Origin of the sequence: Acinetobacter sp. SwsAc2, assembly GCF_013391465.1 — a bacterium.
GTDB lineage: Bacteria > Pseudomonadota > Gammaproteobacteria > Pseudomonadales > Moraxellaceae > Acinetobacter > Acinetobacter johnsonii.
Genome location: NZ_JACBEZ010000002.1, coordinates 24,810 through 43,416, shown reverse-complemented (window position 1 = coordinate 43,416; position 18,607 = coordinate 24,810). Strand labels below are relative to the sequence as shown.

Here is an 18,607-nt window from a genome sequence, read left to right as displayed (position 1 = left end):
GTAACCATTTTGGATTTTTAAAACTTCTTGTCTTTATTTTTAGATGATTCTTCATGAGAAGACAACACCTGAAACAAAAAAGAGCGACCGTAGTCGCTCTTTTCGTTGTCTTATTTGCGTTTACGCTGGATTGCGTGAATCGCTCGACCATCCACTGCAAGTGCAGCTTCATGAACCACTTCTGAGAATGTTGGGTGACCGAAAGTCATCAACTGTAGATCTTCAACCGAAGATACAAACTCAAGTGCAATCATACCTTGGTGTACGATGTCAGATGCAGCAGGTCCAATCACGTGCATACCCAGTAAACGATCAGTTTTTGCATCAGCAACAAACTTCACGAAACCAGCACCTTCACCAGCTGCTAAAGCACGACCATTGACAGCAAAACCGAATTGACCTGTTTTAACTTCATGGCCTTTTTCTTTGGCTTGCTCTTCAGTTAAACCGACCCATGCTGCTTCTGGATGTGTGTAGATCACAGAAATGATCGTGTCATAGTTCACTTGAGCTGCATGACCGTGAATACGCTCAACAGCCATTACACCTTCTTCCATCGCTTTATGCGCAAGCATTGGGCCACGGACCAAGTCACCAATTGCATATACACCGTCAACAGACGTCGCACACCAATCGTTCACATCAACTAAACCGCGTTCAGTGAGTTTGATGCCGCAATCATCAGCCAATAGACCTTCAGCATATGCACGACGGCCTACACAAACGATCAACTTATCAAACGCTTGAGTTTTTTCTTCGCCGCCTTGAGTATATTTAACAGTGACTTCAGAACCATTAACTTCTGTGCCAGCAACTTTAGCACCAACACGGATATCAAGACCTTGTTTCGTCAAAAGTTTTTGGTAGTCTTTCGCCAAGGCTTTATCAGCCATTGGTAAGAATGCGTCCATCGCTTCAAATACAACAACTTCAGCACCTAGACGACGCCATACTGAACCAAGCTCTAGACCGATTACGCCCGCACCAATGACACCTAAACGCTTAGGTACTTCTTGGAATTCTAGTGCGCCTGTAGAGTCAACAATAATGTCTTGATCTACTGGAGCTACAGGAATGTTCACAGGCACAGAACCCGTCGCAAGAATCACATATTTAGGCTCTAAAATTTGAGTTTCACCTTCGTGAGATACAAACTCGACTTTTTTGCCTGCAAGTAATTTACCTGTACCTTTTAACCACTCGATACCATTACCTTTAAGTAATTGGTCGATACCGCCAGTTAATTGGTCAACGATTTTGTCTTTACGCGCAAGGAGTTTAGGCAAATCAAAGTTCACTTCACCTGTTGTAATACCGTGATCAGCTAAGTGATGCACTGTATCTTCGTAGCGGTGAGAAGAATCAAGCAATGCTTTAGACGGAATACAACCCACGTTTAAGCACGTCCCACCTAATGATGGTTTGCCTTTGTGAATACGTTTTTCAATACACGCAACTTTAAAACCAAGCTGCGCTGCACGAATCGCTGCTTCATAGCCACCTGGGCCACCGCCAATTACAACAAGATCAAATTGTTGAGACATTTTTATCTCCAAAAATGGGCTTAGAGGATCGCTCTAAGCCCATGTTTTATTCTTTAGAATTAAAGGTCAAGGATCAATTTAGCTGGTTCTTCTAACAATTCTTTGATTGTTACAAGGAAACCAACTGCTTCTTTACCATCGATTAGACGGTGGTCATAAGAAAGCGCTAAATACATCATCGGTAAGATTTCTACTTGACCGTTTACAGCCATTGGACGCTCTTGGATTTTATGCATACCCAAAATCGCAGTTTGTGGTGTATTCAAGATCGGAGTCGACAATAATGAACCGAAAGTACCACCGTTGGTGATTGTGAACGTACCGCCAGTCATGTCTTCGATGCCCAATTTGCCATCACGTGCTTTGTAAGCAAAGTCACGGATACCATTTTCAACTTCAGCATAGTTCATTCGGTCTGTATCACGAAGCACAGGTACAACTAGACCACGCTCAGAAGATACCGCTACACCGATGTCATAATAACCGTGGTAAACAATGTCATCACCATCAATTGAAGCGTTAACTGCTGGGTAGCGTTTAAGCGCTTCAGTTGCAGCTTTAACAAAGAAAGACATAAAGCCAAGACGCGCACCGTGACGCTTCTCAAATGCGTCTTTGTATTGAGCACGCATTTCCATGATTGGCTTCATGTTCACTTCGTTAAACGTCGTCAACATTGCAGTTTCTTGCGTTGCAGCAAGCAGACGCTCAGCAACACGCTTACGAAGACGTGTCATAGGAACACGCTTCTCAACACGCTCACCCACAGCAACACTTAATGGTGCTGCAGCTGGAGCTGCTGGTTTAGTTTGGTGATTTGCCACATCTTCTTTTGTGATACGACCACCACGGCCTGTACCTGCAACATCAGCAGCTGGAATACCAGACTCAGTCAATGCTTTACGCACAGCAGGCGCTTGATCAGCAACTTGAGCACGTTCAACGACTGGTGCAGCACCCGCTTCAGTTTGAACAACCGCTTGTTCTACTTTCGCTTCAGACTGAACTGCTTCAGTTTGCGCAGCGCCAGATACAGCACCTTCTTCAAACTGTGCAATCACTTCATTTGAAAGAACAGTGTCACCTTCACCTTTAATGATCGATGCAATTGTACCGTCAGCAGGAGCAACAACTTCTAAAACAACTTTATCTGTTTCAATATCACAGATCACTTCATCACGTGATACTGCTTCACCTGGTTGTTTGTGCCAAGTTGCGATTGTTCCGTCCGCAACTGACTCAGGGAATACCGGTGCTTTAATTTCGGTTGCCATTACTAAGAATCTCCTGTTATTCAGCTACGATCGCTAAAGCGTCATTTACGAGCTGAGCTTGTTGTTTTGCATGCAAATATGGTGAACCACAAGCCGGTGCAGCAGAAGCTTCACGACCTGCATAACTGATACGTACTGGTTTAGCCGACTTCATTACATCATCATATAAACGAGGGGCAATAAATAACCAAGCACCTTGGTTCTTCGGCTCTTCTTGCGTCCAAACAATGTCTTTCACATTTGGATATTGAGCAAGAACTTCAGCAATACGTTGTTCAGGGTATGGATACAATTGTTCAATACGAACGATTGCAGTGTTATTCAACTCTTGCTCACGACGTTTCTCAAGCAAGTCATAGTAAACCTTACCACCACAAAGCACTAAACGTGTTACGTCTGCTTTGTTGATGTTGTCGATTTCATCAATCACAGTTTGGAATGTACCATTTGCAAGTTCACTTAAAGTAGACGTTGCAAGCTTGTGACGAAGTAAAGACTTCGGTGACATGATGATCATTGGCTTACGAATTGGGCGAATCGCTTGACGACGTAAAGCATGGAAAATCTGTGCAGGCGTAGTCGGTGTCATCACTTGCATGTTGTCTTCAGCACATAGCTGCAAGAAACGCTCTAAACGTGCAGATGAGTGCTCTGGACCTTGACCTTCAAAACCGTGAGGAAGAAGTAAGGTTAAACCACACACACGCTCCCACTTGGTTTCACCTGATGCGATGAACTGATCGATTACCACCTGTGCACAGTTTGCGAAGTCACCAAATTGTGCTTCCCAAATGATCAAACTCTTAGGCAGAGTCGTTGCATAACCATACTCAAAACCTAACACCGCCATTTCAGACAACAATGAGTCATAAATAGCAGTACGTGGTTGATTTTCTTTGATATGGCAAAGTGGAATGTACGTTGAACCATCCACTTGGTTATGCAGTTTTGCATGACGGTGTGAGAAGGTACCACGACCAACGTCTTCACCAGTCAAACGAACCAAATAGCCATCATCTAAAATAGATGCATAAGCCAAAGTTTCTGCAGCACCCCAGTTCAATGGCATTTCGCCAGTTTGCATTTTTAAGCGATCATCAATCACTTTTGCAACTTGACGCTGCATCACGAAGCCTTCAGGAAGCTCGCGCATTTTGCGACCAAGCTCTTTTAAGCGATCCTCAGAACATGTTGTATCCCATACGTCTGTATAGTCATGTCCTAAGTACGGTGCCCAATCTACAAACATTTTTGTATTTGGTTCAAGTACCAATGCATTTGCAACGTGCTTACCTGCTTCTAAATCAGCACGGTAGTCTTCAACCATTTGATCTGCTTTAGCACGGTCTAATACGCTTTCTTGAACCAATTGGTCTGCATACAGCGCACGCGTTGTCGTTTTCTTGTTGATGACTTGATACATCATTGGCTGAGTTGCAGCTGGCTCGTCCGCTTCGTTGTGACCACGACGGCGGTAACAGAACATATCAATGACAACGTCTTTACGGAAAGTATGACGGAAGTCATGTGCCAATTGCGCAACAAACAATACTGATTCAGGATCATCACCGTTCACATGGAAGATCGGTGCTTGGATCATTTTCGCGATGTCCGTACAGTATTCTGTAGAACGCGCATCACGTGGATCAGACGTTGTGAAACCGACTTGGTTATTCACCACAATATGAACCGTACCACCCACTGTATAGCCACGTGTTTGTGACATTTGGAAGGTTTCTTGGTTAACACCTTGACCTGCAAATGCAGCATCACCGTGAACAATTACTGGCAATACGTCATCGCCACCAATGTCTTTACGACGAACTTGACGTGCACGCACTGAACCTTCAACCACAGGGCCGACGATTTCTAAGTGAGACGGGTTAAACGCCAATGCCAAGTGAACTTCGCCACCTGGAGTCATTACGTTTGAAGAGAAACCTTGGTGGTACTTAACGTCACCAGAACCTTTTTTATGTAAGCTCTTACCTTCGAACTCACCAAATAGGTCTGCTGGGTTTTTACCCATGATGTTTACAAGAAGGTTCAAACGACCACGGTGTGGCATACCAATGACCACTTCTTTACAACCTACAGAACCTGCACGCTGAATTAAAGCATCAACCATTGGAATGAAAGATTCACCACCTTCCACGCCGAAACGTTTTGCACCAACGTATTTATTACCTAGGAATTTTTCTAGGCCTTCAGCCGCAGTTAAACGCTCTAATACGTGTTTTTTCTGTTCTGCAGTGAAGTTGAATTGACCACGTGCACCTTCAAGGCGTTGTTGAATCCAACGTTTTTCTTTGGTATCAACAATGTGCATGTATTCTGCACCAATTGAAGCACAGTACGTTGCTTCCATGGCTTGAACCATTTCACCTAGAGTTGCTTCGTCTTTACCAATCAAAAGATTACCTGTATTGAATACAGTGTCTAAATCAGATTGGGTTAAGCCATGTGCAGCAAGGTCAAGATCTGGCACGATTTCACGTTTTGCCAAACCTAAAGGATCAAGCTTCGCTTTTTGGTGACCGCGGTTACGGTACGCTGCGATCAGTTGTAGTACGCCAATTTGACGACGCTCATGTTCTGTACTAACAGAACTCTGTACCACTGCTTGAACACGACTTGAATTACGACCTAGTAATAAGAATTGCTCACGTACATTGCTGTGTGGTTGATCACCTTTCGGGTATTTATCGAAGTATGCACGCCAGTCAGCTTCTACTGAGTCTGGTGCAGCCAAGTACTGCTCATAAAGTTCTTCAATATACGCTGCACTATCAGCGGAAAGTTCAGTGTCAAGACGCAATGCGTCAGCAACTTCTTGCATTTGTGGACCCATTTCCTATTGCAAAAACATTTCAGGATGCTTTTTAAGCGAACCCATGATTAGTAATGTCAAATTGGTAACATGACATTAGTCCCCATAAGGCGGATGCCATGAGGCGTTATCACTACATTAGAATTACCCAATGTGACAATGAATCATAACGCCCTCAGCGGCATCATCACTCATTCATACCCGGCCAAAACCGAGCAATTTTTTGCAAATCGACTTAGAAAAAATAAGGCGATGCATTATTTTTTCTAAAGCGACTAACCCTTCATTTATACTCGCTCTAATGCTGCTTAAATGTTGAATTAATGTACATATTTAGCGCGCATTTTTTAAATATAAACGTGCAAAAATTTTAACATACTCCCCATATTTCAATTGATTTTTTTGACACATACCTTTCATAAATTGGCGAAATACACATATCAAAATTTCATCTAATATATGGTGCTTTAAATAAAACCGAGTTTCAACGTAGACCAAAGTCTACTCCAAAAAACACATACGAAAAGAGAGCATCATCTTTCAATATGCCCTCCCCATCAACAACATCCATATTAACATCTTCATAACTTTTTTTGCAGACTCATACTTGCACTTATTTATGACATTTGTTTTAAATCGCCGCGCTTTTCACCAATCTGGTGCAATTTCCAAAAAAGCCACCTATCACAAACAAAAATAGTGCCAACCTCACACTCTCACTCAACTTTATTTCTACAGCAAAAATCTAGCTATAAAATAAAAAAGCACACCCTAAAGGTGTGCTTTTTCTAACTGAAGATCAGCCTACAGATTAACCCGCAGCATCTAAAAGCATGTTACGGATGTGACCGATTGCTTTAGTTGGATTCAAACCTTTAGGACACACTGATACACAGTTCATAATACCTTTACAACGGAATAGCGAGAATGGGTCGTCTAGACGAGCCAAACGCTCTTGAGTTGCTGTATCACGAGAGTCGATGATAAAACGGTATGCATTTAACAACGCTGAAGGACCCAAGAACTTGTCTGGGTTCCACCAGAATGATGGGCATGAAGTTGAACAACATGCACAAAGAATACATTCATATAAACCATCTAAGTGTTCACGCTCTTCAGGAGACTGTAAACGCTCTTTTGGTGGCGCAGGTTGGTTGTTGATCAAGAATGGATGAATTTTGTTGTACTGATCGTAGAACTGGTTCATATCCACAACTAAATCTTTAACCACAGGCAAACCAGGTAAAGGACGAACTGTAATCACTTCTGGTAAGTCGTTTAGGTTCCAAAGACATGCTAAACCATTTTTACCATTGATGTTCACACCATCCGAACCACAAATACCTTCACGGCATGAACGACGGAATGTTAATGATTCATCCTGTACTTTCAATGCAAGAAGTGCATCAAGCAACATACGGTGCTTATCAGTCAATTCTAACTTGAAAGTTTGCATGTACGGCGCTGCATCCTTATCAGGATCGTAGCGGTAGATATTAAATGTACGAGTACCTCTACTCATCTTACTTCTCCCAATTAGAATGTACGTGGTTTAGGTGGAATTGCAGCAACAGACAATGGCTTGTAACGTACTGGCTTGTACTCAAGACGGTTATCGCTAGAGAACCATAATGTGTGCTTCATCCACTCATCATCACGACGGCCATATGGGTAAGCTGGGTGATCAGGCGACTCTTCAAAATCTACAACCGTATGCGCACCACGGCACTCTTTACGAGCTGCTGCTGAGATCAATGTCGCTTTAGCCACTTCATACAAGTTTTCAACTTCTAAAGCTTCTACACGCGCAGTGTTAAATACTTTAGATTTGTCTTTCAAGTGAATGTTACGTACACGTGGTTCAATCGCAAGAATCTGCTTCACACCTTCTTCAAGAAGTGCAGTTGTACGGAATACACCAGCATGGTCTTGAACGATGTCACGAATTGCATCTGCAACCTCTTGAGCATTTTCACCAGTTGTTGAGTCATCCAATTTACGGATACGTGCAACAGTTTGCTCAAGTACAGTCGTAGGAAGCGGTTGGTATTCATCACCGTGATGTTTAGTCACGTAGTCAATGATGTGCTCACCCGCAGCTTTACCAAATACAACCAAGTCAAGTAATGAGTTCGTACCTAAACGGTTTGCACCATGTACAGACACGCAAGAACATTCACCAATTGCATAGAAGCCTTTAACAGGTTTCGTAAAGTTACGATCGCCCGCATTAGTCGAATAGATATCGCTATCTTTGTCATAATGTGCTGCAAATGCTTCAGTTTCAGAACCTTCAGGCACAACCACTTGACCGTGGATATTCGTTGGAATACCACCCATTTGGTAGTGAATTGTTGGTACAACTGGAATTGGTTCTTTGGTGATGTCAACGTTCGCGAATTTCTTACCAATCTCAAAAACAGATGGAAGACGTTTCATGATCGTTTCAGCACCCAAGTGCGTCATATCAAGCAAGATGTAGTCTTTCTTCGGACCACAACCACGACCTTCTTTAATTTCTTGGTCCATAGAACGTGATACGAAGTCACGTGGCGCCAAGTCTTTTAAAGTTGGTGCATAGCGCTCCATGAATGGCTCACCAGCATCATTACGAAGGATTGCACCTTCACCACGACAACCTTCAGTTAACAATACGCCTGCACCAGCAACACCCGTTGGGTGGAACTGCCAGAATTCCATATCTTGCAATGGAATACCTGCACGAGCCGCCATACCAAGGCCGTCACCAGTGTTGATATAAGCATTGGTTGATGCACGGTAAACACGACCCGCACCACCTGTAGCAAACAATGTCGCTTTGGCTTGGAATACTGCAATTTTACCCGTTTCTTGGTCAATTGCTGTTACACCTAGTACATCACCTGCTTCGTTACGAATCAGGTCAAGTGCGATCCATTCAACAAAAAATTGCGTACCCATTTTCACGTTGCTTTGATAAAGCGTGTGAAGAAGTGCGTGACCTGTACGGTCAGCAGCAGCACATGCACGTGGAACTGCTTTTTCACCGTAGTTTGCAGAGTGACCACCGAATGGACGTTGGTAAATCGTACCGTCTGCGTTACGGTCAAATGGCATACCCAAGTGTTCTAACTCATAAACCACTTGTGGCGCTTCACGCGTCATAAACTCGATCGCGTCTTGGTCGCCTAACCAGTCAGAACCTTTAACAGTGTCATAGAAGTGGTAGTGCCAGTTATCTTCTTGCATGTTACCAAGAGATGCACCAATACCACCCTGCGCTGCAACTGTGTGCGAACGAGTTGGGAATACTTTAGTTAAAACAGCAACTTTCAAACCAGCTTGAGCAAGTTGGTAAGACGCGCGCATACCAGAACCACCACCACCAACGATGACAGCATCGAAAGTTTCGTGTGGAATATTTGTGTAATCTTCTTTAGGGGTTATAGCGCCCATGATCTATTCCTATCAATTCGCCCAAAAAATCTGGATTGCCCAGATCGCATATGCAAATACAGCAATAATTACTGCTGAAGTCAGTACAAGGCGTAAACCTGAAGCTGAAGGACCCATTTGACGAGTAGTCACATAATCCGTGAATACCTGCCACATACCAATCCAAGCATGTGCAACAAGAGATAAGACGGCCAATAAAGATAAAATCTTCATTGGAGCTGTCATCATAAAGCCGTACCACTGTTCATAGCTAAAACCGCCATTGCATAGGATCCAACCTAAAACAACAACTGTATAAACCGCTAATACGACAGCACTTACACGTTGGATAAACCAATCGCGAGAACCTGAACCCGTTAAACCAGTAGCACTTTTCATTAGATAACAATCCATACAAATGCCGCAACGATACCGATTGCAGACAAGATCAATGAAATAGTAGCTGCGATACGACCACTTTGCAGTTCTTCAGCAATACCGATATCTGCAAGTAAGTGCTTAACGCCCGCAATAAAGTGGAAAATTAAGCCGGCTACAAATACCCATACGACAAAACGCACAATGAAGCTATTAAAAATAGCCTGAACTTGAGCAAATCCTTCAGGCGAAGACAATGACTTGTCTAAAATCCATAGAAGTACCGGTACGAGTAAAAATACGATGACACCTGATAGACGGTGTAAGATTGATGCAATAGCCACAGGGGATTTTAAGTTTACTTCTAAAACTTGACCCATGGACAAATTGACAGGTCTGTTGCTTTTCACAGCGGGCATCCTGTAAGTAAAAACTCCATCCGGAGTTTGTTGGAATTAATTCGAAGGAAAGCTGGCATTGTTCAGCAGCTACTTTAAAACTCTAAATTAAATAGCGTTTGAACTTAAAACGACACTGAATTATAAGACGTGAACTATCAAAATACAAACAATGCCCTTGGCCTTTTTGCATAAAAATTCTTTAAATAAGAATCATTAACACATAGATAAATGCCTTGCGCTACAATACTTTAGCTTCAAATCTCAGCTATATGGTTGGTTTTTATAAAATAAACACCAAATTCAAGCGCTAAAATTTATACAAAAACGGTAAAATTCGACTTTAGACTAAAGATGCACAAAAAAGTCTTGTTTTTAAAACTAGCTAATTTCACTGCTTTATTTTAATCATTTTTTATTTATATATAAAATGTTCATTATTTTATTTTAATATAGTGACATAAATATGCATGATGTTGGTGCAACAGATTAATCCCCTACAAGATTGAAATATCTCGTAATAAATTTTAATTAAAACAATTTTTTCACATCCGTATAAATAAAAAAAGTGACTTATATATCGTTTTCGAAATACCAAATAAGCTATTTTTTATACAATTAAATCATTTTATTTGAGTCACTTATTGTTTTTAACAATGACTACGAAAGCAGCATTTTCTTTTTAAAATGATGCGTAAGTTACGAGAATCATAATAAATGTAAATATATGACGACTTGAATTCTGTTTCTTTTCAAGCGCTTTTTTCAATATAAAACTGCTTACAATTGCGCCAGCAACATTTTTTATTTATGCACTTGCTCCTTGAATTAACTTATTATAGTGTGTCAGTGCTGTGATTTTATGCAAATTTTAATGGATTAAATCTTAACTATAACTTCGGAAGTCATCATTTTATCCATAAGTATAATTGACAAAATTTCAGCACTCTCTACTCTTAGAGCAAATTTTTAATCCGTCTGATTCGTGCATTAAAAGATGAGTATTTCGAGTCAGATAAATCATTCACCAGGACAGGAGATCTATTGAATGTCTGAAGCAACTGGCAAAAAAGCCGTTTTACAGCTTGATGGCAAAGAAATTGAATTACCAATTTACAGCGGCACATTGGGCCCAGATGTAATCGACGTTAAGGATGTATTGGCCGCAGGTCACTTCACTTTTGATCCTGGTTTTATGGCTACTGCTGCATGCGAGTCTAAAATCACTTTCATCGACGGTAACAAAGGTGTGCTTTTACACCGTGGCTACCCAATCGACCAGTTAGCAACTAAAGCTGACTACTTAGAAACTTGCTACTTACTTCTCAATGGCGAGCTTCCAACAGCTGAACAAAAAGAAGTATTTGATGCTAAAGTTCGTAACCACACTATGGTTCACGATCAAGTTAGCCGCTTCTTCAATGGTTTCCGTCGCGATGCTCACCCTATGGCGATCATGGTTGGTGTAGTTGGTGCGCTTTCTGCGTTCTATCACAACAACTTAGACATCGAAAATGTTGATCACCGTGAAATTACAGCTATCCGCTTAATTGCTAAAGTACCTACTTTGGCTGCGTGGAGCTACAAGTACACTGTAGGTCAACCATTCGTTTACCCACGTAATGACTTAAGCTACGCTGAAAACTTCTTATACATGATGTTTGCTACTCCAGCAGACCGTGATTACAAAGTAGATCCTATCCTTGCTAAAGCAATGGACCGTATCTTCACGCTTCACGCAGACCACGAACAAAATGCTTCTACGTCTACAGTACGTTTAGCTGGTTCTACTGGCGCGAACCCATATGCATGTATCGCTGCGGGTATCTCTGCACTTTGGGGCCCTGCTCACGGCGGCGCGAATGAAGCTGTTCTTAAGATGCTTGATGAAATCGGCACTGTAGAGAACGTTGCTGACTTCATGGAAAAAGTGAAAACTAAAGAAGTTAAACTCATGGGCTTCGGTCACCGTGTGTACAAAAACTTCGATCCACGTGCGAAAGTAATGAAAGAAACTTGCGACGAAGTTCTTGGTGCGCTTGGCATCAACGATCCACAGCTTGCTCTTGCTATGGAACTTGAACGTATCGCGCTTTCTGATGAATACTTCATCAAACGTAACTTATACCCGAACGTAGACTTCTACTCAGGTATCATCCTTAAAGCGATTGGTATCCCGACAGAAATGTTTACAGTGATCTTCGCGCTTGCACGTACTGTTGGTTGGATCAGCCACTGGTTAGAAATGCACAGCGGTCCGTACAAGATCGGTCGTCCTCGTCAGCTTTACACTGGCGAAGTTCAACGCGACATCAACCGTTAATTCGGTCTGCGTTGATAGACAAAAAAAACCACCCGCATGGGTGGTTTTTTATATGTTGAACTTTAAATCTACCATTTATGAATGACACACTTAAAGTATTAAAAGGCCTGAACAGACTCAGGCTTTTTTAATACTTAATGTGACTACTTTAAGCTTCAACAACATCGTAGTGTTTTAGCTCAAGCGTAGATAAACGTTGCTTTAACTCGGCCAAGGACCACGGCCAAGCCGCGAAGTTACGCCCATTTTGATCTAAATAATAGCTTGAGCAGCCGCCTCGGTTAAATACGGTGGTTTTTAAATGAGTTTGTACCTTGGCATTGTGATAACGTAGAACATCTCGTTTCACCATCATACGTTTAAAGCCTTGCTGCTTCATTTTTAGTAGACCATCTACAATGTACTGAATCTGCGCTTCAGCAATGCCAATAAACGAGTCATAGACCAAGATATTTGGCCCCAGTACCAAAAATGCATTCGGCACATTTTCCAAACTTGTACCCAAGTACGCTTCTGGAGAACCGCTCTTCCAAAGGTCGGCCAGTCGCTCACCTTGGGCATTCCATACGCGTTGGCCAATTGGAGGATGTGCCACTTCAAAACCAGTTCCCCAGATAATGACATCAACCTCAAATCGTTCCCCATTTGCCGCAATGACACTCTGCCCATCAATCTCGACCAAACCTTGGGGTAACAGCGTGACATTGTCTTGTTGCAGTGCTGGATAATAATTGTTGGCAAATAAAAGTCGCTTACAGCCGATCGAAAAGTTAGGCGTTACGGCTTTACGTAAGGAGTCATCCTGTATTTGTAATTTTAATAATTGACGGCTTAAAATATTGACTGGTTCAAGCAGTGACGGGTGACGCAGCCCAAAGTTGATCCCATTTAAAATACTGGAAACACTGTTCCTCCAGCCTTGCTGAATCATCGGAAATTTGGCCACCAGCGACTTTACTGTAGCATTGAGCTGCATATCCGCTTTGGGCAAAACCCACGGCGCAGTCCGCTGAAATACGATCAACTCTTTCGCCAATGGCTGAATTTGTGGAATAAACTGAATGGCAGACGCACCTGTTCCAATCACTGCAACCCGCTTTCCCGTTAAGTCATAATCATGTTTCCAACGGGCTGAATGGAACATTTCTCCTTTAAATCCTTCTATCCCTTTAATCTTAGGTACAGATGGTTCTGTAATCGGCCCTGTGCCAAAGATCACGGTTCGTGCTTGATATGCCCCTTGAGAAGTTTCAAGTTGCCAAATATTCGCCTCTTCATTCCACTTTGCACTGAGCAACTCATGCTGAAAGCGGATTTTGTCTTGTAATTCAAACTGCTCAACCACCTGTTCCAAGTAACTTAAAATTTCAGGTTGTTTCGCAAATAAATGGCTCCATTGATGACTAGGTGCAAAGGAAAATGAATACAATGCCGAAGGTACATCACAGCCACAGCCGGGGTAATTATTATCACGCCACGTACCACCAACTCTCTCTGCCTTTTCTAAAACCAGATAGTCCTGATAGCCGACTTGTTTCATTTTATAAGCCGCAGCAATGCCCGAAATCCCAGCACCTACAACAATGGTATCGTAAGTATGTGCGGCTTTAGGACGAAGCACAGCCTTTTTACGGGTTTGCTTAGGTTGAGCTTCCGTACTTTTTGGCGTCGTAGTTTGATCTCGCATTTGATCAGACGGTGCTTGCACATCTGCTTGCTCTGTCTCTAATTGCGTTTCCATATTCATTTTTCTCTATTCTTATTTTGTGATTTGATTAAACAGTGGATAACCCAAACCTAAAAGCTTGACGTATAAGCTTGGTGATGCCCGCTTCATCCACCAAAACAATTTGGCATCGGGTTGCGGAATGGTATAAAGCTTGCCTGCATCTAAGCGATTTAATGTTTTTTTTACAACAGCATCACTGGTGGTAAACGCATGGTTCATTAGCAGTTTGTCAGCCAGTCCAGAATAGCGACTTGGCAAGCGACCATTCTTCATAATATTAGTGGGCACCAAGGTCGGACACAGCACATTGACTGCAATGTTATAAGCATGAAGCTCTGAAGCCAAGGTTTCTGATAGAGCCAAAACACTAGACTTGGTCACGTTGTACGCTGTCATCTCAGGGGCTGCGGTATAGCCCGCAGCCGATGCCACATTGATAATGGCACCAAAGCCTTGCTGTTTAAATTTGGGTACAAAGTAGTGGCAACCATGAATCACCCCCCACAGGTTGACATGCATACACCACCGCCAATCCTCCAGCGACACCTCATCAAACTTACTACCTAGCCCCACTCCCGCATTATTGATGAGCAAAGTAACAGGATGTCCCAAAAGCTGTTCCGCTTGCTCGGCCAAAGCGTGTACAGATTCTTTTAATCCAACATCACAATGCACGGCGTAGGCTGACGTAGATGTCATCGACTGAATCAAATCTACAGTCTCCTGTGCCGAGCTTAAATCAATATCTGCACAGATGACATCACCACCGCGCTTTGCCAGTTCCAGTGCAAAGCTACGACCAATTCCGCTACCTGCGCCCGTTACAACTGCGTAGGCCTTTTGACTTGGTTTATTTTTTTTACTCAACAGTCCCATGTCATAACCTCCTTCTTATGATTTAAGTATTGGAGTAAATTCTTTGGTGAAATAGGGGGTTAACACTCCTGTTTCAGGATGTAGTAAACGCTCTTTGTAATAATCTAAAAATGCAGAAGTGTCATAATCATTCGGGTGAAAACTCGGGCGTAAATAATCAAAAATATGCTTCCAACTACTGCCATAAACACCTCGTTTCAGCCCAAACAAGAGGCTGAAACTGCGCGGTACATCCTTCCAATAACTGAGACTCACCAAATTAGACGGTTTGCGATAAAACGGGACAAAAACTGACGCCACTGAAATCAATAGCAAAATGGTGATAAGGGCTGGAAAAAAGCCTGTAATACGTAAGGCATAGTTATTGGAAAGTGATTGAAACACATCATATGCAATGTCTTTGTGCTCAGATTCCTCTAGCATGTGCCACATCCAAATCGCCCGTTGCTTTTCGTCTTGAGAATCGAAAAAAATCTCTTCATGGTTCATCATGTATTCAGACAGCACTGCGGTAAAATGTTCAATGCCTGCCATCAAAGACAATTTCATCGGCTGCGGTAAGCGGTTAAAACCGTAGTCAAAAACGATTTCAGCTAAATAACGAAAAATACCAACGGGTAAATCAACCTGTTTAAAAGTATCGTTCAATTCTTCATGTAGCTTTGAATGCAGTGCCTCCTGTCCAATCAAAGACGTCACGCGTTGTTTTAATACAGGGTCTCTAAGGAAATCGCGGTGATAACGGGCGGTATCAATCACCAAGTCTTCACCATAGGTCAGAAAGATCGAGAGTGATGCAAAGTAAGCACTGGCCAACTCCGCATTTAGGTAGAATTTGGGATCAATTTTCTCAGCTTCAAAGTCAAATTTCATATGCCGAATCGGAATAATCGCAGACTGTTTTTCAGCATCGAATACGGGTCCCTTAAAAATTTGGCTGGCTTTGCCTTTCAATGGAAGAGCGATACGCATAGGACATTCCTTCTTATTTTTAGCTCGTTTTTCAGGCTCAATCTCACGATTTTCACCATCTCTTTGCATTCAAAATAAGAGGCCGTTTCCCCTATGCCACTGGCATTTTTCTTCAAATGATTTGCAATTTATGACTTTAAAATCTGTTGTCTAACAATCACTCCACAGATTTATCTATCGGGGTCAGAACGAGGCTTTGTGTGCCACAAAGGGAATACACTGCTCATAGGCTGAGCAATCTTCGCCATAGTGTTTTTTGAGAAAGTAGTCTTGCACCATTTGCGCCTGCTGTTCAATGCCATAGCTTAAAAACTGTTTTCCTTGTTTTAATGCATAACGATATTGACGGTTAAAAAGTGCCTTACGGACTACAGCGAGTCCCTGCTGAATTTGCCAAACATGTGTTAGCTCATGAATCAACCAAGCTTGTTGATGAATCGGTTGGTCGGCAAAATTTTCGCACCAGTCTTTGATATTAAAATAGACATGTCCATTGGGGCTAATCGCATAATGAGGCAGCACTGCCCGATGCGCGATAATTCGAACTGAATCCGTGTTCAGACTGTTCCCAAAAATGCTGCTGGCGAGCTTTTTCTCCGCTTCAGTCAAGGGCCGATTTTTAAGTTCAAACTTTTGCTGTATTTTTTGTAAAAGCGCTTGAAACCACACAATCACACTCCATAAAGACATTAGAATAATTTGTTCTTTTTAAGGACATTTACGGATTTTTTTTAGAATATCCCTTAAAAAAAATCGCATTTCGTATATAGTATTCGCACTTATTATTGATTAATACTTCTATTTGTTTATCGTCACTTACACCACGTAGAACTTATAGCTATAACAAACTCAATCGTCGTGTATATCCCTATAGGTATAGGATTTAGTTGGAAATGAAAAGTTTTAAAATTGCACTTGCACAGTTCTCTCCGCACATTGGCAACCTTGAAGCAAATGCCCAAAAAATGTTGGAGCAGGCCAATGAAGCAAAAAAACAAAATGCTGATTTAATTATTTTTCCAGAACTTTCGAGCATTGGTTACCCAGCAGAAGATTTACTTCTACGTCCTAGCCTAACCAAACGCACGCAACAAGTTTTTGAACAACTTAAAACAGTAAAAGACATTGTGATGGTCTTTGGTTTTGTCAATCAAACTGAAGACGGTCAACGCTACAACGCCGCTGCGGTCATGAAAGATGGGCAAGTTTTGGGTGTGTATAACAAACAAAACTTGCCAAACTATAGCGTGTTTGATGAAAAGCGCTACTTCACCGAAGGGCATCAACACCTTGTTTTTGAATATCTGGGGCATAAGTTTGGTGTGTTGATTTGTGAAGATGTTTGGTCACTTTCAACGGTACAACAACTAGCACAGCTCAATGTAGAAACAGCTTTAGTCTTAAATGCTTCACCATATGAAGTCGGTAAGCCACAGCACCGCGTTGAAACCATGTCTGCACTGGCAAAACAAATGAACCTCAACTTGGTTTATGCCAACCAAGTCGGCGGTCAAGACGACCTGATCTTTGATGGTACAAGCTTCGTGATTGCCAAAAATGGTTCAGTTGTACTTCAAGCTGAAAGCTTTAAAGAATCCCTGTATTTCGCTGAATACGAAGCAGAACAACAAGCCTTTAAGGCCAATGCGCTGCCGCCTGCTTTAGACACTATGGCAGAGATTTATCAAAGCTTAGTGATGGCGACTCGCGACTATGTACAGCGCTCAGGTTTCCCTGGGGTGATTTTGGGTTTATCAGGCGGGATCGACTCTGCTTTAACCCTTGCCATTGCAGCCGACGCGATTGGCGCCGACAAAGTCCAAGCCGTAATGATGCCATATACCTATACCGCCCAAATCAGTGTAGAAGATGCTGCTGAACAAGCGAAGAGTATGGGGGTGACTTTTGGGATTGCTGAAATCAACCCGATTGTGAACAGCTTTATGCAAACGCTTTATCCGTTCTTTGGCAACAGCCCTGCGGATGCAACTGAAGAAAACTTACAAGCGCGTGCCCGCGGTACACTGCTGATGGGTTTATCAAACAAATTTGGTAATTTAGTCCTGTCTACAGGCAACAAATCAGAATTGGCTGTGGGCTACTGCACGCTCTATGGTGACATGGTGGGTGGTTTTTCCGTACTAAAAGATGTGTATAAAACCATTGTGTTTGAACTTGCGAAATACCGAAACAGCATTTCAGACAAGCCTGTGATTCCTGAGCGTGTGATTACTCGCCCACCTTCAGCAGAGTTACGTCCAGATCAAAAGGACCAAGACTCTTTACCACCATATGATGTACTGGATGCCATTTTGTATGCTTATATTGAAGAAGATATGAGCCAAGATGACATCATTGCCAAAGGCTTTGATGCTGAAGTGGTTGCAAAAGTGATTCGTTTGGTCGATTTCAATGAATACAAACGTCGCCAAGGTGCAATTGGTCCGCGTATCAGCTCACGCGCATTTAGCCGTGAACGTCGTTACCCAATCATGAATGGCTGGAAAGCTGGCATATAAGCTGCTGTTCCAATAAAAAAGCCCAAACAGATGTTTGGGCTTTTTTATATCGACATATTCAAATCTATTTTTTACGCACAAAAAAAGAGACCAAGCTGAGAGCTTGGTCTTTAAAAATGGTGGCTATGACGAGACTTGAACTTGTGACCCCCGCATTATGAGTGCGGTGCTCTAACCAACTGAGCTACATAGCCGTAAACTGTGGGGGCATTATCTATACATATTAAACACCCGTCAAGCCCTACCCCATCCCAATGATCAGCATTTAAACAACTGATAATTAAATGTTTAAAATTAATACATATTTAGTAAAAAACATCGGGCACAATAGCTAAATATATAAAGGAAAC

The 18,607-nt window shown here is 42.3% G+C and carries 13 protein-coding genes and 1 tRNA gene; 2 read left to right on the top strand and 12 right to left on the bottom strand.

Translation table 11 applies throughout. The features are described from left to right. Positions 1-110 precede the first annotated feature (110 nt). The 7 genes from lpdA to sdhC all read right to left on the bottom strand — a co-directional run bounded on the left by lpdA (position 111) and on the right by sdhC (position 9,859). Positions 111-1,544: a dihydrolipoyl dehydrogenase gene (lpdA, locus tag HYI04_RS01435; protein ID WP_010327289.1), complete on the bottom strand. Its 1,434-nt coding sequence runs from the start codon at positions 1,542-1,544 to the stop codon at positions 111-113. Positions 1,545-1,603: 59 nt separating this feature from the next. Further along, positions 1,604-2,818 carry a 2-oxoglutarate dehydrogenase complex dihydrolipoyllysine-residue succinyltransferase gene (gene odhB / locus HYI04_RS01430; RefSeq protein ID WP_004695562.1) on the bottom strand — a complete coding sequence of 405 codons (1,215 nt, stop codon included), beginning with the start codon at positions 2,816-2,818 and terminating at the stop codon, positions 1,604-1,606. A gap of 16 nt (positions 2,819-2,834) precedes the next feature. Further along, positions 2,835-5,657 carry a 2-oxoglutarate dehydrogenase E1 component gene (locus HYI04_RS01425; RefSeq protein WP_010327290.1) on the bottom strand — a complete coding sequence of 941 codons (2,823 nt, stop codon included), beginning with the start codon at positions 5,655-5,657 and terminating at the stop codon, positions 2,835-2,837. Positions 5,658-6,459: 802 nt separating this feature from the next. Further along, positions 6,460-7,170 (bottom strand): succinate dehydrogenase iron-sulfur subunit, encoded by a 711-nt coding sequence (locus HYI04_RS01420; protein ID WP_004982744.1) that lies wholly within the window; start codon positions 7,168-7,170, stop codon positions 6,460-6,462. 14 nt (positions 7,171-7,184) lie between these two features. Next, positions 7,185-9,083 (bottom strand): FAD-binding protein, encoded by a 1,899-nt coding sequence (locus HYI04_RS01415; protein WP_010327291.1) that lies wholly within the window; start codon positions 9,081-9,083, stop codon positions 7,185-7,187. 12 nt (positions 9,084-9,095) lie between these two features. Continuing rightward, positions 9,096-9,461: a succinate dehydrogenase, hydrophobic membrane anchor protein gene (gene sdhD, locus HYI04_RS01410; protein ID WP_004695554.1), complete on the bottom strand. Its 366-nt coding sequence runs from the start codon at positions 9,459-9,461 to the stop codon at positions 9,096-9,098. After that, complete coding sequence (gene sdhC, locus HYI04_RS01405; RefSeq protein WP_005400408.1) at positions 9,461-9,859, bottom strand: succinate dehydrogenase, cytochrome b556 subunit; 399 nt, start codon at positions 9,857-9,859, stop codon at positions 9,461-9,463. Before sdhC ends, sdhD begins: the two co-directional genes overlap by 1 nt. 1,027 nt (positions 9,860-10,886) lie before the next feature. On the opposite strand from sdhC, the gene gltA reads away from it, so the two are divergent. Then, on the top strand, positions 10,887-12,161 hold the full coding sequence (gene gltA, locus HYI04_RS01400; RefSeq protein WP_004695551.1) for a citrate synthase: 1,275 nt from the start codon (positions 10,887-10,889) through the stop codon (positions 12,159-12,161). Between the two features lie 148 nt (positions 12,162-12,309). Here gltA and HYI04_RS01395 read toward each other — a convergent pair whose 3' ends face one another. The 4 genes from HYI04_RS01395 to HYI04_RS01380 form a co-directional block, all read right to left on the bottom strand. Continuing rightward, complete coding sequence (locus HYI04_RS01395) at positions 12,310-13,902, bottom strand: NAD(P)/FAD-dependent oxidoreductase (RefSeq protein ID WP_010327293.1); 1,593 nt, start codon at positions 13,900-13,902, stop codon at positions 12,310-12,312. An 18-nt stretch (positions 13,903-13,920) separates the two neighbouring features. Further along, complete coding sequence (locus tag HYI04_RS01390; RefSeq protein ID WP_010327294.1) at positions 13,921-14,766, bottom strand: SDR family oxidoreductase; 846 nt, start codon at positions 14,764-14,766, stop codon at positions 13,921-13,923. A 15-nt stretch (positions 14,767-14,781) separates the two neighbouring features. Next, entirely contained in the window at positions 14,782-15,738 is a 957-nt protein-coding gene (locus HYI04_RS01385) for a metal-dependent hydrolase (RefSeq protein WP_058952503.1), read from the bottom strand. Between the two features lie 183 nt (positions 15,739-15,921). Further along, a complete protein-coding gene (locus HYI04_RS01380; protein WP_010327296.1) occupies positions 15,922-16,428 on the bottom strand; it encodes a hypothetical protein in 507 nt (168 codons plus the stop codon). A 203-nt stretch (positions 16,429-16,631) separates the two neighbouring features. On the opposite strand from HYI04_RS01380, the gene HYI04_RS01375 reads away from it, so the two are divergent. Beyond that, the gene (locus HYI04_RS01375; RefSeq protein WP_010327297.1) at positions 16,632-18,257 is read left to right on the top strand and encodes an NAD+ synthase; all 1,626 of its coding nucleotides are present in this window, start codon (positions 16,632-16,634) and stop codon (positions 18,255-18,257) included. A 117-nt stretch (positions 18,258-18,374) separates the two neighbouring features. Here HYI04_RS01375 and HYI04_RS01370 read toward each other — a convergent pair. Then, positions 18,375-18,451 (bottom strand) — tRNA-Met (locus HYI04_RS01370). Positions 18,452-18,607: the final 156 nt, after the last annotated feature.